Annotated in this window: 19 protein-coding genes, 1 other RNA gene, 1 pseudogene and 1 riboswitch; of the genes and pseudogenes, 6 read left to right on the top strand and 15 right to left on the bottom strand. The window is 38.0% G+C overall.

Features of this window, described 5'->3' with window-relative positions:
- Window position 1: 1 nt before the first annotated feature.
- A riboswitch (purine riboswitch) is annotated at window positions 2-103 on the bottom strand.
- Window positions 104-439: 336 nt separating this feature from the next.
- Genes EEJ45_RS06210 through EEJ45_RS06200 form a run of 3 tightly spaced genes read left to right on the top strand, consistent with a single transcriptional unit; the run spans window position 440 to window position 2,694 of the window.
- Window positions 440-586 carry a cytochrome c oxidase subunit 2A gene (locus EEJ45_RS06210; protein WP_124563928.1) on the top strand — a complete coding sequence of 49 codons (147 nt, stop codon included), beginning with the start codon at window positions 440-442 and terminating at the stop codon, window positions 584-586.
- 12 nt (window positions 587-598) lie between these two features.
- Window positions 599-1,072: a cytochrome c oxidase subunit II gene (locus tag EEJ45_RS06205; protein ID WP_124563927.1), complete on the top strand. Its 474-nt coding sequence runs from the start codon at window positions 599-601 to the stop codon at window positions 1,070-1,072.
- Window positions 1,069-2,694, top strand: a complete 1,626-nt coding sequence (locus EEJ45_RS06200) for a b(o/a)3-type cytochrome-c oxidase subunit 1 (RefSeq protein ID WP_124563926.1) — start codon at window positions 1,069-1,071, stop codon at window positions 2,692-2,694. Before EEJ45_RS06205 ends, EEJ45_RS06200 begins: the two co-directional genes overlap by 4 nt.
- A gap of 170 nt (window positions 2,695-2,864) precedes the next feature.
- Here EEJ45_RS06200 and EEJ45_RS06195 read toward each other — a convergent pair whose 3' ends face one another.
- The 9 genes from EEJ45_RS06195 to EEJ45_RS06155 all read right to left on the bottom strand — a co-directional run bounded on the left by EEJ45_RS06195 (window position 2,865) and on the right by EEJ45_RS06155 (window position 10,761).
- Complete coding sequence (locus EEJ45_RS06195; protein WP_124563925.1) at window positions 2,865-4,367, bottom strand: carboxypeptidase M32; 1,503 nt, start codon at window positions 4,365-4,367, stop codon at window positions 2,865-2,867.
- A gap of 71 nt (window positions 4,368-4,438) precedes the next feature.
- The gene (locus tag EEJ45_RS06190; protein WP_124563924.1) at window positions 4,439-6,367 is read right to left on the bottom strand and encodes an ATP-dependent DNA helicase; all 1,929 of its coding nucleotides are present in this window, start codon (window positions 6,365-6,367) and stop codon (window positions 4,439-4,441) included.
- Window positions 6,368-6,420: 53 nt separating this feature from the next.
- Window positions 6,421-6,594 carry a DUF3921 family protein gene (locus tag EEJ45_RS06185; RefSeq protein WP_124563923.1) on the bottom strand — a complete coding sequence of 58 codons (174 nt, stop codon included), beginning with the start codon at window positions 6,592-6,594 and terminating at the stop codon, window positions 6,421-6,423.
- A gap of 63 nt (window positions 6,595-6,657) precedes the next feature.
- Window positions 6,658-7,794: a THUMP domain-containing class I SAM-dependent RNA methyltransferase gene (locus EEJ45_RS06180; RefSeq protein WP_124563922.1), complete on the bottom strand. Its 1,137-nt coding sequence runs from the start codon at window positions 7,792-7,794 to the stop codon at window positions 6,658-6,660.
- 120 nt (window positions 7,795-7,914) lie between these two features.
- Window positions 7,915-8,291: RNase P RNA component class B (gene rnpB / locus EEJ45_RS06175), an RNA gene on the bottom strand.
- Window positions 8,292-8,351: 60 nt separating this feature from the next.
- Complete coding sequence (gene gpsB / locus EEJ45_RS06170; RefSeq protein ID WP_124563921.1) at window positions 8,352-8,666, bottom strand: cell division regulator GpsB; 315 nt, start codon at window positions 8,664-8,666, stop codon at window positions 8,352-8,354.
- A gap of 97 nt (window positions 8,667-8,763) precedes the next feature.
- Window positions 8,764-9,315 (bottom strand): SLOG family protein, encoded by a 552-nt coding sequence (locus tag EEJ45_RS06165; RefSeq protein ID WP_124563920.1) that lies wholly within the window; start codon window positions 9,313-9,315, stop codon window positions 8,764-8,766.
- A gap of 169 nt (window positions 9,316-9,484) precedes the next feature.
- Complete coding sequence (locus EEJ45_RS06160) at window positions 9,485-9,931, bottom strand: spore coat protein (RefSeq protein ID WP_124563919.1); 447 nt, start codon at window positions 9,929-9,931, stop codon at window positions 9,485-9,487.
- Between the two features lie 455 nt (window positions 9,932-10,386).
- The gene (locus EEJ45_RS06155; protein ID WP_124563918.1) at window positions 10,387-10,761 is read right to left on the bottom strand and encodes a YppG family protein; all 375 of its coding nucleotides are present in this window, start codon (window positions 10,759-10,761) and stop codon (window positions 10,387-10,389) included.
- 506 nt (window positions 10,762-11,267) lie between these two features.
- Here EEJ45_RS06155 and EEJ45_RS06150 point away from each other — a divergent pair.
- Entirely contained in the window at window positions 11,268-11,477 is a 210-nt protein-coding gene (locus tag EEJ45_RS06150) for a YppF family protein (protein ID WP_124563917.1), read from the top strand.
- 28 nt (window positions 11,478-11,505) lie between these two features.
- Here the strand turns inward: EEJ45_RS06150 and EEJ45_RS06145 are convergent, their stop codons facing one another.
- From EEJ45_RS06145 to EEJ45_RS06135, 3 genes are all read right to left on the bottom strand, one after another.
- Window positions 11,506-11,856 carry a YppE family protein gene (locus EEJ45_RS06145; protein ID WP_164464208.1) on the bottom strand — a complete coding sequence of 117 codons (351 nt, stop codon included), beginning with the start codon at window positions 11,854-11,856 and terminating at the stop codon, window positions 11,506-11,508.
- A 13-nt stretch (window positions 11,857-11,869) separates the two neighbouring features.
- Entirely contained in the window at window positions 11,870-12,112 is a 243-nt protein-coding gene (locus EEJ45_RS06140; protein WP_124563915.1) for a hypothetical protein, read from the bottom strand.
- Window positions 12,113-12,536: 424 nt separating this feature from the next.
- Window positions 12,537-13,544, bottom strand: coding sequence for a DUF2515 domain-containing protein (locus EEJ45_RS06135; protein WP_245999834.1), 1,008 nt, complete (start codon window positions 13,542-13,544; stop codon window positions 12,537-12,539).
- A gap of 127 nt (window positions 13,545-13,671) precedes the next feature.
- On the opposite strand from EEJ45_RS06135, the gene recU reads away from it, so the two are divergent.
- Complete coding sequence (gene recU / locus EEJ45_RS06130; RefSeq protein ID WP_124563914.1) at window positions 13,672-14,268, top strand: Holliday junction resolvase RecU; 597 nt, start codon at window positions 13,672-13,674, stop codon at window positions 14,266-14,268.
- 64 nt (window positions 14,269-14,332) lie between these two features.
- Window positions 14,333-16,823: pseudogene (locus EEJ45_RS06125) on the top strand (PBP1A family penicillin-binding protein).
- An 11-nt stretch (window positions 16,824-16,834) separates the two neighbouring features.
- On the opposite strand, the gene EEJ45_RS06120 reads toward EEJ45_RS06125, so the two are convergent.
- From EEJ45_RS06120 to EEJ45_RS06110, 3 genes are read right to left on the bottom strand one after another with little or no spacing between them, the layout of a single operon-like run.
- A complete protein-coding gene (locus EEJ45_RS06120) occupies window positions 16,835-17,347 on the bottom strand; it encodes a YpoC family protein (protein WP_124563913.1) in 513 nt (170 codons plus the stop codon).
- Complete coding sequence (gene nth / locus EEJ45_RS06115) at window positions 17,344-17,997, bottom strand: endonuclease III (protein WP_124563912.1); 654 nt, start codon at window positions 17,995-17,997, stop codon at window positions 17,344-17,346. The genes EEJ45_RS06120 and nth overlap by 4 nt, the downstream gene beginning before the upstream one ends.
- Before the next feature lie 12 nt (window positions 17,998-18,009).
- Entirely contained in the window at window positions 18,010-18,702 is a 693-nt protein-coding gene (locus EEJ45_RS06110) for a DnaD domain-containing protein (RefSeq protein WP_124563911.1), read from the bottom strand.
- Window positions 18,703-18,762: the final 60 nt, after the last annotated feature.

Genomic DNA, 18,762 nt, shown 5'->3' with positions numbered 1-18,762 from the left:
ATAACACGTCGTCCCCACTCATAGTCCGGTCATTTACGGTGTCCGGGTAGAAACTTGCAGGCCATATTCCCGCTATTATATGAGTGCTCGTATTTAATTTACATAAGAATTATATCCCACTTTGCACAAATTGAAAAGAGCTTTTTGTTTTTTCCGTACAAATAAAGAGAAAAATAATTAAACGTTCGACTTTATCATTTTTTCTATCAGACTTTCACATTGTTGACCTTTTATCAACCTACTGCCCATCATATTTCACAAAATTTTAACAATATTAAATCTCAATATACTACTTCGGTCGCATCCTGATAAGTTTACACTATATCCATAGTTATTATTGTATCAATGAACAATTTATGACATAAGCAATGAACAAGTAGAAATGAACAGAATATTTTGTATGATGAAAGTGTAATTAAAACAAGGGAGGGATAAACGTATGACAAAATCAGGGGTACCAACTAGACATACAAAAGTAGAAAACCAATCTACTTTGAAAGGGACATTATTCGCTGTATTTTTGCTAGGTGTCTTCATCATTTTCACGTGGTTTAGCGTATATGCCATGTTCATAAATCGGTTATAAGGGGGGGTCTACATGCACTTACATAAATTTGAAAAGATATGGCTTATTTTTGGTATTGGATCTCTCTTTCTCTTTTTAGGGATTATTGGGGTTAATGCTTTTTACATGGGCAACCAACCTCCGAGCTGCTTGGTTACAATTGATCCTGAAAAAGTAGATATTACAGAACCATTTAACCAACCTGGCGTGAAGAAAATTGGTCAGAACCATTACCAAGTCACTATTGTGACGCAAGCATTTGCATTTACACCTAATACAATTACAGTTCCTAAAGGGGCTAAGGTTGACTTTGTGGCAACCACAAAAGATGTGGTCCATGGTTTTGAAATAGCAGGTACAAACATTAATATGATGCTTGAGCCCGGGTATGTAAGCACCGCTACCCAAGTGTTTGAAAAGACAGGTGAATATTTAATTGTATGTAACGAATATTGCGGTACAGGTCATCATATGATGGGCGCGAAAATTGAGGTGACAGACAAATGAATAAAAGAGACGCAAAATTAGCTATTGCACATATTCATGTTGCATATATCGCTTTATTACTAGGGGGATTATGCGGATTGTTACAGGTTTTAGTTCGTTCCGGAAAATTCACACTTCCAGCCGGAATTGGTTATTATCAAGTCTTAACAACTCATGGTATCCTTCTAGGCCTTGTGCTCACAACCTTTTTCATCATCGGCTTTTTATTTTCATCTCTGAGTAAAACTGCAGGTCCATTAAATAACCGTGTTAGAACCACTGGCTGGATTGGATTTTGGGTGATGACAACAGGAACTGTTATCACAGCTGTATTCATTTTGTTAAACAAAGCAACTGTTCTTTATACATTTTACGCACCCCTGATGGCACATCCTGGATTTTATATAGGTTTGGCACTTGTAGTAGTTGGTAGCTGGACTAGTGGGTTTGCAATGTTTGCACATTACGGCTCTTGGAAGAAGAAGCATCCAAAACAAGCAGGTCCGCTTCTTAGCTTTATGTCTGTGATTACGATGATGCTATGGCTTGTAGCAACACTTGGCGTTGCAGCCACTGTACTTATTCAATATATTCCGTGGAGCCTAGGTCTCGTAGATAAAATTGACGTCTTAATCAGCAGAACTTTATTTTGGTATTTCGGTCATCCCCTTGTGTACTTTTGGCTGTTACCTGCTTACATGGCATGGTATGTTATTATCCCAAAAGTCATTGGCGGCAAAATTTTCAGTGATTCATTAGCGCGTCTATCTTTCATTCTCTTTCTACTATTCTCCATGCCAGTTGGTTTTCATCATCAGTTAACCGAGCCTGGTATTGACCCAGCATGGAAATACTTGCAAGTCATATTAACTTTTATGGTTGTAATTCCCTCTTTAATGACAGCTTTCTCTCTGTTCGCTTCCTTCGAACAATACGGACGATCTAAAGGTGCAACGGGGACATTTGGTTGGATCAAAAAACTTCCTTGGCATGATGCAAGATTTTTTGCACCATTTGTCGGTATGGTGATGTTTATCCCTGCCGGTGCTGGTGGAATTGTAAACGCTAGTCATCAGTTAAACCAGGTCGTTCATAATACAGTCTGGGTAACAGGACATTTTCACCTTACGCTCGCCACATCCGTCATTTTAACATTCTTCGGTATTTCCTATTGGCTTATTCCCCATTTAACTGGGCGAATTATGACCAAAGAGACAAATAAACTTGCCCTTATTCAAACTTGGGTATGGGCCATTGGTATGTTCTTTATGTCAACTAGCATGCATTTTGCAGGATTACTAGGAGCCCCTCGTCGCTCTTCTTTCTCCACATACGGCAACGCACCACAAGCATTAGAGTGGATTCCCTATCAAATTGCCCAAGCTGTTGGCGGCGCTATCTTGTTTGTAGGAATTGTTATTGCAATGATAATCTATATTGATCTTGTGTTCCTTGCACCAAAAGGAGAAACAGAATTCCCTGTCGGAGAAACAGCTAAGTGCGAGCATACACCACTTATTTTTGATAATTGGAAGCTTTGGCTTGGCATTACAGCAATGCTTATTTTATTCGCTTATACCATTCCATTTATGGATATGATTGAAAACGCACCGCCAGGATCTAAAGGATTTAAACTGTGGTAAACGCAAAGAAGGCTAACCCAAAAGGATGGTAATGCTCCTATCTGAGGTAACATGAAAAAATAGACCACCAGTGAAAACCCAGTAAAATCTAAGGTTTCAGAGGTGGTCTATTTCACATACTTCGGTTAAATTTCGTCAAAAAGGGGCTTTTGGGTCAGCCCCTTTGTTTTTTAGACAAGCTGATAGATCGCTGTATATTTTTCTTCTAAATAATCCGCTAAATACGTAGCATTTAAGCCTTCTCCTGTTACATCATGCAAAATATCAAGCGGCTTCTTTAATTTCCCATATTGATGAATGTGGTTTGTTAACCACTCACGAATTGGTTTAATATCACCGTTAGCAAGCAATTCGTCAAAATGCGGTAAATCCTGTATCATCTTATGTCTAAACTGCGCAGCATACATATAGCCTAGAGCATAGGATGGGAAATAACCAAAATCACCGCCGGCCCAATGCACGTCTTGTAACACACCTTGCGCATCGTTTTCCGGGCGAATACCCAAATATTCTTCCATTTTCTCATTCCAAACACGCGGTAAATCTTTAACTTCTAAATCTCCGTCAAATAGACCCTTTTCAATTTCATAACGCACCATAATATGTAGCGCATATGTCAATTCATCTGCTTCAATTCGGATTAAAGATGGCTTTGATTCATTAATTGCATCGTAAAACTCATCTATTGACATATCATCAAACTGACCTGAACTATACGATTTTAACAGGCTGTAATTCTTATACCAAAACTGTTTATTACGACCAATAAAATTTTCAAAAAATAAAGATTGCGACTCGTGAATCCCCATCGAGGTACCGTCGCAAAGCGGTGTTCCGACAAGTTCAGATGAGATATTTTGTTCATACACCGCATGTCCACATTCATGAATGGTTCCAAATACAGCGGTACGAAAATCGGACTCGTCGTATTTCGTTGTAATGCGCACATCTCCTGGGTTTAATGTAATAGCAAACGGGTGTACCGTTTCATCCAATCTACCGGCATCAAAATTATAATTTAATTGTTGAAGTAAAGCTAAACTGAGGTCACGTTGTTTTTCTTTCGGAAAGTGTGCTTGTAGTGGCTCTGTTTTTAATACTTTGTCAGACGCTGCGATTTTTTTAACGAGCGGTACAATTCGGTCACGCAATTGGCCAAACACGGAGTCTAGTATCTCCGTTGTCATCCCAGGTTCATACATATCAAGAAGCGTATCATATTTATAGGTGTTATGACCCCAATAAGAAATAAATTTTTTCTTATATGCAACTAGTTCTTCTAAATAAGGCTGAAACATGGCAAAATCTGATTGTTCTTTTGCTGTTTCCCATACACTCTCTGCCTTTGCTTGTAGCTTCACATAAGCACTATATTCAGCCTCAGGAATCTTTTTGTTCCGATCATATTCCTTCCGGCACTCTTCTATAATTTTCCTTGTTTTTGTAGACAGCTCTTTTCCTTCTAGAGCATCTATATAACCTTTCATTTCTGCAGAAGTAGACATAGTGAATAGTTCTGTCGAAAGCATACTAATCACTTCAGAGCGCTGTTCTACTCCATTTTTGGGGGCGCCGGTACGCAAATCCCAAAACATTAAGTTTAAAGCTTCTTCATAATTCATCATCTTTTTTACATAATCTAAAAATCGTCTCTCTGTTTCACATGTATTCATATCAAATTTCTCCTTCCATTCATTCTCAGCGTGACAACAGCTATGAAAAAAGCTTGGCAATACTGCCAAGCTTATTGTAACACTTCTCCAACAACAGGCAATGCTTTCTTTACTGCCTCAATTACCTGAGGCTGTTCGTCTGTGTGTAAGAAGATAGAAATTACACCCTCATCTTCACTCGTTCTGATAAGACGACCGATACCTTGACGTAGACGTAAAATCATATAAGGTAAATCCACTTCTAAGAATGCGTTGGCGACACTGCTTCGTTTCGCCTCAAATACAGGATCATTCGGTGGATATGGCAATGACCAAATGATAACATGTGATAATGAAGAACCCGGTATATCAAGACCTTCCCATAAATGGACCGCGCACAGCACAGTTTCTTCTTCTTTTTGGAAGCGAGAAACAAGCTGACTGATCTCTTGATCACCTTCATACAAAAATGGTACGGCAACGTTATGTTGATCCACTTCCTGCTTAAAACGCTGCAATTCCTCTTTTGTGCGGAATAAAATTAGCGTTCGCCCCTTTATTTTTTCAATCTCTCTTACTGCATAAGATACTTTTTCCGCAACGGTTTCGTCATTCCGTAAATATACCTTCATTTGTTGCTCATAATCAAACGGTGAGGCAACCGAGAAAGATAAATAATCTGTCACACCCATTGTTTTCGCCATGAAATCAAACGATGCATTTTCAGAAAGAGTGGCAGATGAGAAGATGTATGGAATATGTTTAGCAAATACTTTTTCACGGAGTACTTCCTCCACAGCACGCGGCATAACAATCAAAGTGAGTGCACCTTCACTTTCTTCTGCCCATGAAATGACTTTATCTTCATGTATAAAAAGCTTTAGGGAATGCTCCAACATATCTAAATGCTCATCCACAATATTTAAATCATATTGATCAACTGTATACAACTCACTTTCAAATACAAGCGCGTCGCCAATCTCTTCTACCTTTTTATAAAGACGTTTTGCTTCTCGAATTAAATTATCTGTTCTAGCAATCTCTAAACGGTGAGAATCAGTAACATTTGTATGTTGTTTTAGTGTATAAAAGAAATCACTTGCTTGTGCAATTGCGTCTTCAATAAGCTCCGCAAACTCTTGGCGAACATCATTTTGCAGCAAGCGTGTCAATAAATCCTCCATCATCGTTTCTTTTAAACGATATGTTAATGCTTTTTGCGCTGCATATTCGACTAGATGACCTTCGTCAAAGATTACACAACTTCCTTCCGGCAGCAACGGAATTTGTCCTTCTCGCTTTCGTGCTTCAAACGTCCACACATGTTCCATGAAAAAGTCTTGTGAACATATGACAAGATCTGTCGCCTTACGGTAGTAATCACGGGATAATGTTTGACCACAGCGATGTCTTTTATCACAAGTGGAGCAATCCTGGAAATAGTCAAAAGAAACCTGTGACCACTCTTCATCGTTTAAAAGTGGATACTCTTTACGATCGCCATATGGTTCAAATGTTTGTAATGTACCATGATCAAATACAAACTCCGGTAGCGTATCGTATGCATCCTCAATAGCCTCAGAAGGTAGACCTTCCATCACACCTTCAATTTTCTTTAAGCAAAGATAATTTTCCATTGATTTTGCTAAACGAACATCTATATTTAAGCTAAGAGCACGCGATAATTTTGCAATATCTCCCTCTTCTTTTACAAGTTGCTCTATAAGCGTTTCATCTGCACAAGCAATAATAGCAGGCTTTCCTGTATAACGCGCATAACAAATAGCATATAGCAAGTAAACAATCGTTTTTCCAGTACCCACACCCGCTTCCGCGAACATGACTTTTTTCTCTCGAAATGCGCGATCTAATTGAAACGCCATGAAAATTTGTTCATCACGAAGTTCAAATCCCGCTTCAGGCAAAATATCATAAAATACATCACCAATCCACTCATTTAGTTTTTCATAAAAGTTGTCTTGCTTTCCGACTTCAAATGGAAGCTTTTCTCGTATCACCATAGTCTCCTCCAGCTACATAAAACGTAAAAAGTTTTCCGCGATAGGAAAACTTTTTACTCTATGATATATTTTAAATATTGCGCCTCCACAAGTGTTTCATGTGATAGCGCCATTAAGTATTGCTCCTTAGCAATTTCTATCTCATGACAAGCATTTTCTGTAATGACACGCTGTGTATGATGAATGGCCCTCTGAATCATATCAAATTCAATAAAACGATCTCGCATAAAACAATCCTCCCTTACAAGTAAGCATACTAAACAGTATACGTACTTTTCGAGAGTCTTATGCTATTGCTTTGGTGGTCGTTTTCCAAAGTATTGATAGTAATCGGTACGTATAAACCCATTAAATAATTTGCGTTTCTTAGAAGCGGTTTTTCCATAAAACGTTTCAAACTGTTCATGACTGGTCAATACATATACAGACCATGTATCAAGTGCTGTAAAGACACGACCAAAATCGGTATATAATTTTTCCACAAGAGGCTTTTCACTTAAACGTTCTCCATACGGAGGATTCGTCACGACATATCCATATTCCTCTTTTGTTGTAAAATCTTTAACCTGCATTTGCTTAAAACTGATAGAATCACCGAGCCCAATTTCATCTGCATTATCTTGCGACACGCGGACCATGCGATGATCAATATCCGAACCGATAATTTCAAGAGGCTGATCATATTTCGCCAAATCTTCTGCCTCTTGGCGAGCGAGATTCCATTGCTTCTTACCAATCCAATCCCAATTTTCAGATGCAAATGTTCTGTTAGAACCTGGCGCAATATTTTGTCCAATCATGGCTGCCTCAATAGGAATTGTACCAGACCCACAAAACGGATCGACAAACGGCCGATCTGCTCGCCAGTTGGTGAGCATAATTAAAGCCGATGCAAGCGTTTCTTTCAGCGGCGCTTCGCCTTGTCCGACCCGATAGCCACGCTTATGTAGACCAACGCCACTCGCATCAATTGTCAGTGTAGCAACATCTTTTAAAAGAGCTACCTCAATGCGATACAAAGGTCCTGTCTCTTCAAACCACGTAGAGCGCTTATACGTATGGCGCAACTTTTCTACTACTGCCTTTTTCACAATACCTTGACAATCTGGAACACTAAATAATTTTGATTTCACCGACTTTCCAACAACAGGAAACTCAGCGTTTTCCGGAATATAATCGCCCCAATTTAAAGCCTTTGTTTTTTCAAACAACTCATCAAAGGTAGTAGCTTTAAACTCTCCTACTTTAATTTTAATACGATCTGCCGTACGCAACCACAAATTAGCGCGACAAATAGCATCTATAGTAGCTTCAAACGTAACTTTACCATTATCTACTTGACATTCATAACCAAGATCACGAACTTCACGAGCAACAAGTGCTTCTAAGCCCATAGCAGCTGTTGCAATTAATGTAATTTTATTCATGTGCAGTCTCCTAACAACCAAAACTTCTTTACCATTGTAACTCAATATATGTGCATTCATACAGCGCACAAAAAGCTCTCCTAAAGGAGAGCTATATTTCGTGATGTTGGTTTCATAACGTTTTGTAAGCCATGTTCTGTACCTTAGTACTGCAAGCGGCTCCCGCCTCGTACGCCGGTGGTGATCATCTATCTACAGATGAAGTATCTGTTCTTCTCCCTCGTTCATTTCCTTGGAGAAGATGCCCCTACCATAATTTGGGTTTCTCGCTCGTGGGGTTTACCTCGTTCCACTCCCGTCATTTCTTCTGGGACTACGTCACTGTGGCACTTTCAGAGTAATTTAACCATATCCAAAGACTTAGGTTATTTCCCCGCCGTTAGCCTTATAGGCTACCCTAGCTTATGAATTCGCTAGGCACGAACACTACGGTCATCTCAGACCGTGCGAGCATGGACTTTCCTCTACAGCTTGCGCTGCAGCGATCACCCAAACGTTATGACAAAGTTTATTATAGCGCAAAAACGAATAGGTTGCAACCTCATTTTTAATGCCTATCAATCGTATAGTTTACTACCAAATACAGCCTTTTCTAGATTCGATAATCTACGCAGAATATCAGTGTTAGTATTGTTGTATACAGGAGGCGTAGAAGTCACTGGCGATGGCTTTAACTTCTGTTCCTCAAGCAATCGCTTCAATCTGGCATTTTCCTGTTGCAAACTCTCCAATTCCTGATGAAATGTTTCATAATCTTTAATAACCATATCTAGGAATTTATCTACTTCTTCTTGTTGATAGCCGCGAATTCCTGTTTTAAATTCTTTTTCTAAAATTTCTTTTGCTGTTAATTTTAATTTATCTGAAAGCATTTCTCTCACCTCAAATCATTAAAACTTAAATATGTAACGTATCCATGCATATTTTACCATTCCGGCAGTTATTTGTACAATCTCTTCTTAATTTATATTACTCCAATGCTTGCTGTTTCCATTGTTCTTCTTCTATAATACTTTGCAGTGCTGCGAAGTCAATTAAATAGCAAGGATAATTCTGTTGTTTACGGGCTTGTTGTATCATAAATTTAGGACTACCTTCCTTTTCTTCATCATACACTGCTAAAAGCGCTTCACTCTTTTCAATAAAAAAGCGGGTTTTCATTTGAAACTGTTGGGGGTGCTCATATTTCTTCTTCGTAATACTATCTATATGGTCTACTTGTGACATTACGAATTCGTAATATTCTTTATTTGCTTCATTCCATTTTTCTTCTTGCTCTAAAAAAGGAGTAAATACACCAATCTTCAAGTTGGGAAAATCCATTTGCAATTCAAATACCACTTCTGCAGCCCAAAGCTCTACACCCAATTGCCCACTAATTATCACCCATTCTAAGCCCTCTTCAAGAAAAGAAAGCAAAGCCTGACGAATTGCTGTTTTTATGTATTCTATCGCAGGATGTTTTTGAGAAAAAATACCGAGCTCAAATGGTTTATACCCTGTTACTGCAAGTATTCTCATACATACTCCCCTTCTTTAATTTAGTAAGGGCTCTGTTAAAGTTCTCTGCTAATTTCTACTATAAGGGTTCGCCTATTCACTTCAAACAACAAGTTCCTATTATTAACACCAAACTTTAACATAACCGTTTTAAAAAGGAAAAGAACCAGCGATGCTGGCTCTTTCTGTTTTACTTTTTAAACATACCGCCAACCATGTTCGCATTTGGACCCATATTTCCTGTTGCGGCACCTGCTACCATACCACCAGGACCTGTCATTGCACCTGCTACTTGACCACCAGGGCCGAAACCAGGACCAAAACCAGGGCCGAAACCAGGCGCCATGGCACCTGCTACTTGACCTGGTACAAACGGTGCTGGACCAAAGCCAGGAACGTTTGTCTGTTGCACTTGCGTCACAGCTGATTGTGTTTGTGGGAAGTAATGTTGATTTTGGATAGTTTGATTATTAACAATTGTCGTGTGTGTTGGATGAATGTGTGGTACAACTGTTGTAGAAAATGTGTTTGTGACACAATGCTTTGTCGGATGGACGACAGGTGGCAATGTGTTTACCGGCCCTGTTACAGCCGGAGAAACGAAGGAAGGCCCTCCAAAACAAGGATTACAATACATATTTTTTTCTCCTCTCCATCAAATGTACTTACACTTTACAATATGACGGAACACCAATGCTTGCCTAATGCAAACACCTATTTCTTAAGAGAAAATAGTGTACAAAACATGTTTAAAATTCGTAAATACTAAAAACGTTAGCATTATCATCGCAAAGAACATGTATAAGATTGCTTTCTTCACGTTTTCCCTCTCCATTTATAAGTAGTCTACACAAAATATAATTTTAAAACGTAATAAGATGACAGACAACCTTTTTATAGAACGAAAAATAAGTTTATTTATTTAGAATTTTTAAAAAATATAAAAAGAGCCCTATCATTTCAATATTTGTTAATTTTAATTAAGTGATGAAAAATTCTTCTTTAAGAACAAAAAATAATATAGCTGTATTTTATGTCAATTTCATATATTACATAGTTACTTTATAAAAATAAAGGGCAGGTATTGCCCTTTTACTTAATAAAAAATCCTCCTACTTGCTTGACAAGCCCAGTAACTTGATTCATGGCATTCATCATTTGGCCTGCTGTATTCATCATTTTATTAATGTCATAATTGCCATCAGCTGTTTTAAATTGAGATACTACACTGGAAAATTGCCCTTGTTGTTGTTTTTTATAATTTTGTTTGTTCATGGTTGGATACGGTGTATAGGGATTCCAAGCGGCTTGGGGCTGCGGCGGATAAAACATAGGTGAATTCATCTGCGATATTTGAAAGGGCTGATAATAATTAACTTGTGGGGCTTGATACGGTTCAAACGGATACATATTGTACATATAGGGACCTTGTTGATGCGGCAACATACTCTTCCCTCCCATTGTCATATTTATAATTAGAATATGAAAAAAGGGCGGATAGGTAACTATATGCAAGTAATTTTAAAAAAAGTAACAAAAAAGCTATCTAAGGCCACTTATTATGTTCACCTATATAAGTTTACATAGTTTTTTTCGACAGATAAACAGCAAGAAAATCACAGCGCCATAATACCTCGCTACGTGTGTATGTTCTTACTTAATACGCGTATCTCTTAAGTCCTGACCGCAACCATACATTGCCCATTCTTCTTTCCCACCCAAAAAAGAATGTCAGTTTTTCTAGTTGTACTTAGTTATAAATACAGCACCCCTTCGCTTTACTATAGATCTTGTTGGCACAAAACAGCTATTTATTCCCTATAATCTAAAGTTCGCATTGACGCAATATATTACATATAACTCACTATAAATGTCTATCTTTGTCGGAATTCTAAATTTTTAAAATTCATTAAATAATAGCGTTTTCATGTTACGATACATATGAAAGTCAATTCTTTAAGGGGGTTCAAAGAATGACACTGGGAGAGCTTCGTACATTATTTATTGGATTAAAGCAATATGAGCCTGTAGATTCAAACGAATTGCTTGATTTTGCACGACAAAGCTATTTAAAGGGAGAGTTAGCTTTAGTTCAATATCGTGACATGATTCGTGAATTGGAAGCATTAGGTGCAAAAAAGCCAGATTATGAATTAGAAGGTATCATTCACTCACACATATAAAAAACTTTGCGCATACGCGCAAAGTTTTTTACATTGAATTCACTTCATCAATTATGTTATTTAGAACATAAGCAATGGCTTTATGTGTTTCTAAAAATCGCCTTACCTTCGCATGTGACATAAAGCATTCTAATGCGTTGCGTTGTAGATTTTCGTAAGTCTGCTCAATCTGTATAACATGAATAAAACGAGGTCTTTCTGCATGCACCCATTCAACAGCTTCTTTTTTCCAATTCACTGCCAATTCGTCAATTCGCTCTACGAAAGGCTTAATATCTGTATAAAAATCTGCTTTTTGTTCCATTCTTTTATGAAACATCTTTAACATTTCATCATTCTTTTGAAGAACTTCATTCGTATAAAATAATAGTTGATTCACACTCTCACCTTTTCTACACAACTGGCAGAGCATGCATATATGTTCTGAGCCACCATCCTTCTTCGGAATGACGCGTTAGCTTCTCTTCCATATGAGTGACCCGTACCGCAATAATTTCAGCATACTCCAAAACCTGATTTTCTTTATATTGTAACGCATGATTAACACGCAATGCTATGTTTGTCTCTAATAAATCAAAGCTACTTATTAGCTCCTCCATTTGCTGCAATGCATTTTCTTTAGGAACTACCTTCATATTCGATACCTCCTTTAACTTGTTAATACCCATATTCTCTCTATGCAAATCCACTCCCTTCATGTATGACAAAACTAGTTTCTATTCGGCAAAGAAAGTGTTTTTTCTCCGCATGTTTTACAACCAATCGGCAAAAATACGTACAGGAGGTGTTTAATATGGCAAAAAATAAATCTGAAAACAAGAAAAAGCAAGATAAAAGCAAACAACAAGCACCACACACAGGCGATAAAAAACTAGACGGACCTAACTTCCCTGCAACCTAGAAAAGCGAAGGTGACAACTTAGACACATATCCGAGGTTCTCAAACCGATGAAGCTAGTCACTTCGAACAAACCTTGCAAAAAAGCAAGAGCACTGCTCTTGCTTTTTACATATTACGAAAGAAGTCTCCCTTCAAGAGCTGGCTAATCGGTGGGGAGTTCACTCATCCCGATAGAGAAATTGTTCAAAAGCAGAAAATACATGCAGTTGCTTTTGTTTAATTAAAAACCAGTCTGTTAAATCAAATTGTTTTTGTTCTTCTACAGGATCAAATAATGCAAGTACTTCATTGGTACTAAACCAATCCTCCATTTTATGGCGTTGATGAGGAATAATGGGATACACATCTCGCAGAATCGGGGTATCTGGCTCTTTCACAAATAGAAAATATTGTTCATAATCCATTCTGGAACCTGTATGAACCGTTTCCTTGGCAAACGCCTCAAATTGCTTGTTATATTCCGGGTGAAACAGTAGCCATGCTAAACGTTTACCAAGCTCTATCCTTTTGTGCACATCAACAAAGTCATGAACTGAAAATCCATACAGCTTTCCGCTTACAGTCGGAAATAACACTGCACTAAAGTGTAATAATTCTTGAAATTTAAACAGGACCGAATCAAACACATGCTTTTTAAAATAAGGATGTTCGATGACAGGCTTTTGAATCATGTGCTGCTCGTTTATAATAAGTGCTGTCATCATTCGATTTTCATTTCCTTCATTCCAAAATAACTCCCACTCTCGTTCCATAAAAACAGAAACGGAAAATGCTTGAAGGAGATGAAATAAGGCTTTATTGGCACGTATTGAATACGCATATACTAACAGTTGCGGATAAGCATCTGAAAAAATAAACCAATTGGCGCGTTCATATGTTAAAAACAAACGCTTTCTTACGTCTTTTGAAAGCATTTTGGGATAGTACTTTCCTTCTAAATCGGTCATATTCCATCCTGCATTGCGAGACACCATACTGGCCAAAAGTGCCCACTGTACATGCGGATATTGTAAGTAATACTCTTGATAAGCATGTGTACGTGCAATATTATCTACATTCCCTTTCCAAGTTAAAGCTTCTATTTCAGTAATTATTGCTTTATCTTGATCAGTCCACACTGTTTTTTTTCTACGCTTTTGAATTGCTTCGTACTCACCTCCACTCACATACTTCCCTCCCTGCTCATTATTTAAGTTCAATCATTGCTGTGCTAGTAAAATTTTATAAACTACTGATGCTATTTTTTGATATAATCACCTGTAGTACCTTATTTTAGTTTGGAGTGAAAGTGTAATGACCATTCGCTATCCTAACGGCAAAATATACAACAATGTAACTCATAATACACCAGTAAAAAACCATACTTATAGTAACAGGGGAATGTCGCTAGAAGAAGAATTAAACGAAACCAATGCGTATTACACAGAGCATAGTATTGCCTGTATACATAAAAAGCCGGTTCCTATTCAAATCGTAAAAGTAGACTATCCGCAAAGAAGTGCAGCCGTTATTAAGGAGGCATATTTCAAACAACCCTCTACAACCGATTATAATGGGGTATATAAAGGCCGCTATATCGACTTTGAAGCAAAAGAAACACAGAATAAGACTAGCTTTCCTTTACAAAATATTCATCCCCACCAAATTCAACATATAAAGCAAGTGCTTGCTCATGATGGCATTGCATTTTTTATCATTAAGTTTGCACACCATGATGAAACCTATTTTTTAAAGGGACAAGACATCGTTCAATTTTGGACAAGACATGAAGAAGGTGGACGCAAATCCATCACTAAACAGGAAATTGAACTGTGCGGACATAGAATTCAATCCGGGCTCCATCCCCGCATTGATTATATTCGTATACTAGACATGCTGTATTTTTCGTGATACATTCATCAATAAAGTTCATGTCTTGACTTTTTTGAGATAGTGAAAGGTAGGAGAAAGGATAATGTCGGATAATTATCGTTCTCGCGAAGAACGTAAGCAAGCTGAAAAAGCGAAGCAAGAACAGAAAAAACAAAAAAAGCGAAAAACCTCGTAAAAAAGGCTCGTTTTTCAAGAAGTTTCTTATTACTTGCCTACTCCTTGGAATTATTGTATTAGGAGCAGGTGTTTCGACTTTTTATGCAATGATTAAGGATGCACCAAAAATTGATGAGGCTAAGTTAGCAGATCCTGTTTCAACCAAATTTTATGATAAAGATGGCGGTTTTATACATGAGTATGGTGTAGAGCGACGTACTCCAATTACGTATGATCAAATTCCAAAAGTGCTTGAAGACGCATTTCTCTCTACAGAGGATGCTAGGTTTTATGAGCATCATGGCATTGATATTAAACGTACAGCGAAAGCGATTTTCGAAAATTTGACAAACGGATTTGGATCACAAGGTGGTAGTACAATTACACAACAGGTAATTAAAAATTCATTTTTATCACGTGACAAAAATTTAAAACGAAAAGTGCAAGAATGGTATCTAGCCTATAAGTTGGAGCAAAAATACTCTAAGCATGAAATTTTGGAAATGTACCTTAACAAAATTAACTTAGGAAACTATTCTTGGGGGATCGCTGCGGCAGCTAAGAACTATTACGGTATTGAAGTAAAAGACTTGAAAAATCTAACATTGCCACAAGCTGCTATGCTAGCGGGTTTACCGCAGTTACCAAATGCTTATAATCCTTCTAAACCGGAGAATGAGAAAGAAGCGACAAAACGTAGAAATCTTGTTTTAACATTAATGCATCGACAAGGTGCTATCACAGAAAAAGAAATGAAAGAAGCAATGCAGGTACCTGTTCGTGAAGGAGTTCGTGAACCAGCTCAAAATCCAATGCCTTATCAAGCATTCCTTGATGCAGTGGCTAAAGAGGTGGAAGGACAGCTCAAAGATGTAAACATCGGAACAGATGGATTGAAAATTTATACTACACTTGATCCAAAGGCACAAGCGTATGCGGAGCAATTGGCGGAGTCTGGGGACGGATTTAGATATCCAAATGATCAGTTCCAAACTGCATTTGTGTTTCAAGACACAAAAACAGGAGAAGTACGCGCCATTGCAAGCGGTCGTAAAGAAAACAAAGGTTCCTTTAGAGGAAATAACTATGCTATCGATTTAGATAGACAGCCGGGATCTACGTTTAAACCAATTCTCGCTTACGGTCCTGCTATAGAGCATTTAAAGTGGGCAACTTCGCACACAGTTGAAGACAAAGAAACAAAGTATGATACAGGAGCTGAAATATCCAACTGGGATAATAAATATCATGGCATAATTACTATTCGTAAGGCGTTGGAACAATCATATAACATTCCAGCTTTATTAACGATGCGAGAAGTAGGTAAACCAAAAGCAAAAGTATTTGCTGAAAATTTAGGTATCACTTTTGCTAACAATACAGTATTTGAATCATATGTAATTGGGGCCAATCAAGTCAGTCCGATTGAAATGTCCGGTGCTTACAGTGCGTTCGGTAATAACGGGGTATATATCAAACCGCATTTTGTTACAAAAGTTGTATTTCCAGACGGAAAAGAAGTGAACTTTAAGCCAAAAGAAAAACGAGCAATGGCGGACTATACAGCATATATCATTACAGATATGTTACGCTCAGTTGTAAAAACGGGGACAGGAACAAATGCAAATGTATCAAGACTTGATGTAGCCGGTAAGACAGGTACCACAAACTTTGATAAAGATACGATACGCAAATATGGCTATCCAGCTGATGCAACGAACGATAGTTGGTTTGTAGGATATACACCACAATATACAATGTCCGTTTGGACTGGATATGCAAAGAACGGGCAAGGTATGTATTTGAATAAAGAAACGTCCCGCATCGCGCAGTATATTTTTAAAAATATGATGAGCAAGTTTGGAACGGATACTTCACCATTTGAGCAACCGTCCACTGTCTATCGCTTTGGCAATGAGCTAGGAGTGACAGGTGGTGAAAAAGTAGTACTACCAAAAGAAAAGCCTGATACTCCAACTGGAGTTAATGCTCAATATGATACTGCTTCCAACACCATCTCTTTAAAATGGTCATATAGAGCCTCAGAAGAGATGAAAGATGTCTCATTTGATGTAGCATACTCACTAGATGGTGGCTCTAAAACAACATTAACAAATACGAAAAGTACAAGTATTACTCTTGGTAATGTAAAAGCAGGCGGTCGTTATACTTTCTTTATTACCGCAACAGCAAATGGTAAAGTAAGTGATGAAGCAAAAATTACGGTCACTGTTACAACTGGATCAAAACCGGAAGAAAAACCATCCCCACCAGATAACGGGGATGGTACAAATCAAAGTACACCACCTAATACAGGAACTCCGCCAAGTACAGGTACTGAAACTGGTACACCACCAGGATCCAGTAACCCAGGTGAAGCAAAGCCACCAGCACAATCGCCACTTGGTATTCCATAAAGAAAAGACCATCAAAGTGATGGTCTTTTCTTTTTTATCTTTATTGTAGCAAATAATTTTTCCAATTCTTCGTATAACTGAATAAGCTGTATAAATGAATGATAATGGCCGGGGCGATTAATGATAAAGGCGAAGCGTTCTTCTATATTAATCGGCTTGTTCAATAGGGTATTTATGTTTAATATTGCCAACTGTGGGGTACGTACGTATAGTCCGTTTAACCAATATAAACTTGATAAATAATGGGCTGTGTAATGAACCATTAGGGGTTGCGCTGCATCTCTTTTTCGCTCCTTAAACAAGTGAGAAATAGAAGGCTTATTAGCTTTCCAGCTTTCTAATATAAGAGGTATAGCATGCTCTATGTCAAGCCAAGGTTCATAAGCAGCTATGTTTTGCCCCTTTAATATATCATAGGTAAAGTAACCGTTTTGAATAGTATATTCAATAGATGTTTCATCATAAACAAGCTCTTCTTTAACAAATGGCGAAACTTGAAACGCTGTAGGTACCTTTATTTTCATTGCGTCTTATCCTTCATTCGCTTCTTTCCTTCTCTACACAAATCGAGCAGCGGACACACTTCACATTGCGGACGTTGTGCTTTACAATGATAGCGGCCAAAAAAAATCATGCGATGGTGGGTAACACTCCATTCTTCCATAGGTACTTTCTTCATCAAAGTTTTTTCCACTTCTAAGACAGAATCTTTCCACCTACAAAAAGCCAAGCGTTTACTAACACGTTCAACATGTGTATCTACAGCAATTGCTGGAATACCAAAGGCTACTGAGACTACTACATTTGCTGTTTTACGCCCCACTCCTGGTAAATTTATTAATTCATCACGATCTTTCGGTACCTTTCCATCATAGCGTTCTAACAGCATTCGGCATAGACTTTGAATGTTTTTAGCTTTATTTCGATACAAACCAATGGAACGAATGTCCTGCTGTAACTCATCCAAAGGTACAGCTAAATAATCTTCAGGTGTTTTATATTTTTGAAACAGTTCTCTTGTTACTTTGTTTACTAATGCATCCGTACACTGAGCAGATAAGGCCACAGCAATAACTAACTCAAATGGATTAGAATGGTTTAATTCACAGTGTGCATCTGGATACATCTCTGCCATTGTATCTAAACAATGGCGAATTTGTTTAATAGTGAGCACATTCTCCCCCCTTTACTGCTCCAGCCAATTGTAAAACGGCACTTTTCCTGTATAAGTAGTATCTGGGCGTGGCTGTTTTTGATGTTGTCTAAATTTCTTTCCATAATTATGTGCTTGTTCGACTGTCTTGACACCATTTTTCTTCCATTCAAATAAAATACGGTCAATATAGCGGAAATTCAACTTCCCGCTAATTACAGCCTCCCTAAGAGCGGCCTGAATTACAGTGCCATCATGACCATCTTGGTCCTGCCACATCGCAAGAGTCTCACATTCAAATGGAGACAACGGACGACCAAACTCCTGCTCAAAAATACTATATAAACTAGACTGCCGTGCTTTCTCTTCTTCCACTTCTTCTCCCATTATGTCATTCATTAAAAGTTGCAACATTTTTTCCCATAGCGGCTGAAGTGAATACGTTTCACAAATTAAATCGCCGTCCCGACGGCCTTCAATAGTTAAGAGACCTCTTTGTAGCAGCAGGCGTAAAATGTCTGCGCATTGCATAGGATTAATTGTCATACGTGCAGAAATTTCATTAGGCGTGGGAAATAAATTTCCACACTCCAAAAATGTGTGTACGTGTAACACAACCATAAACTCTGTTTCATTTAAACCAAGCTTTTGATAATTCGTCATCAATAGCTTTGGAATTGCTATACTTCCCTGCTCAAGCCACTGCAACATTACTCTCTTTTTCATGCCAACACCTCGTTTCTAGTATACACAAGTTGTCTGTTCCAAAGCCACGGAAAAGCACAA

The organism is Ectobacillus antri (genome assembly GCF_003852715.1).
GTDB lineage: Bacteria > Bacillota > Bacilli > Bacillales > Bacillaceae_G > Ectobacillus > Ectobacillus antri.
The sequence above is the reverse complement of the archived record's forward strand: the minus strand, read 5'-3'. Positions and strand labels throughout refer to the sequence as shown.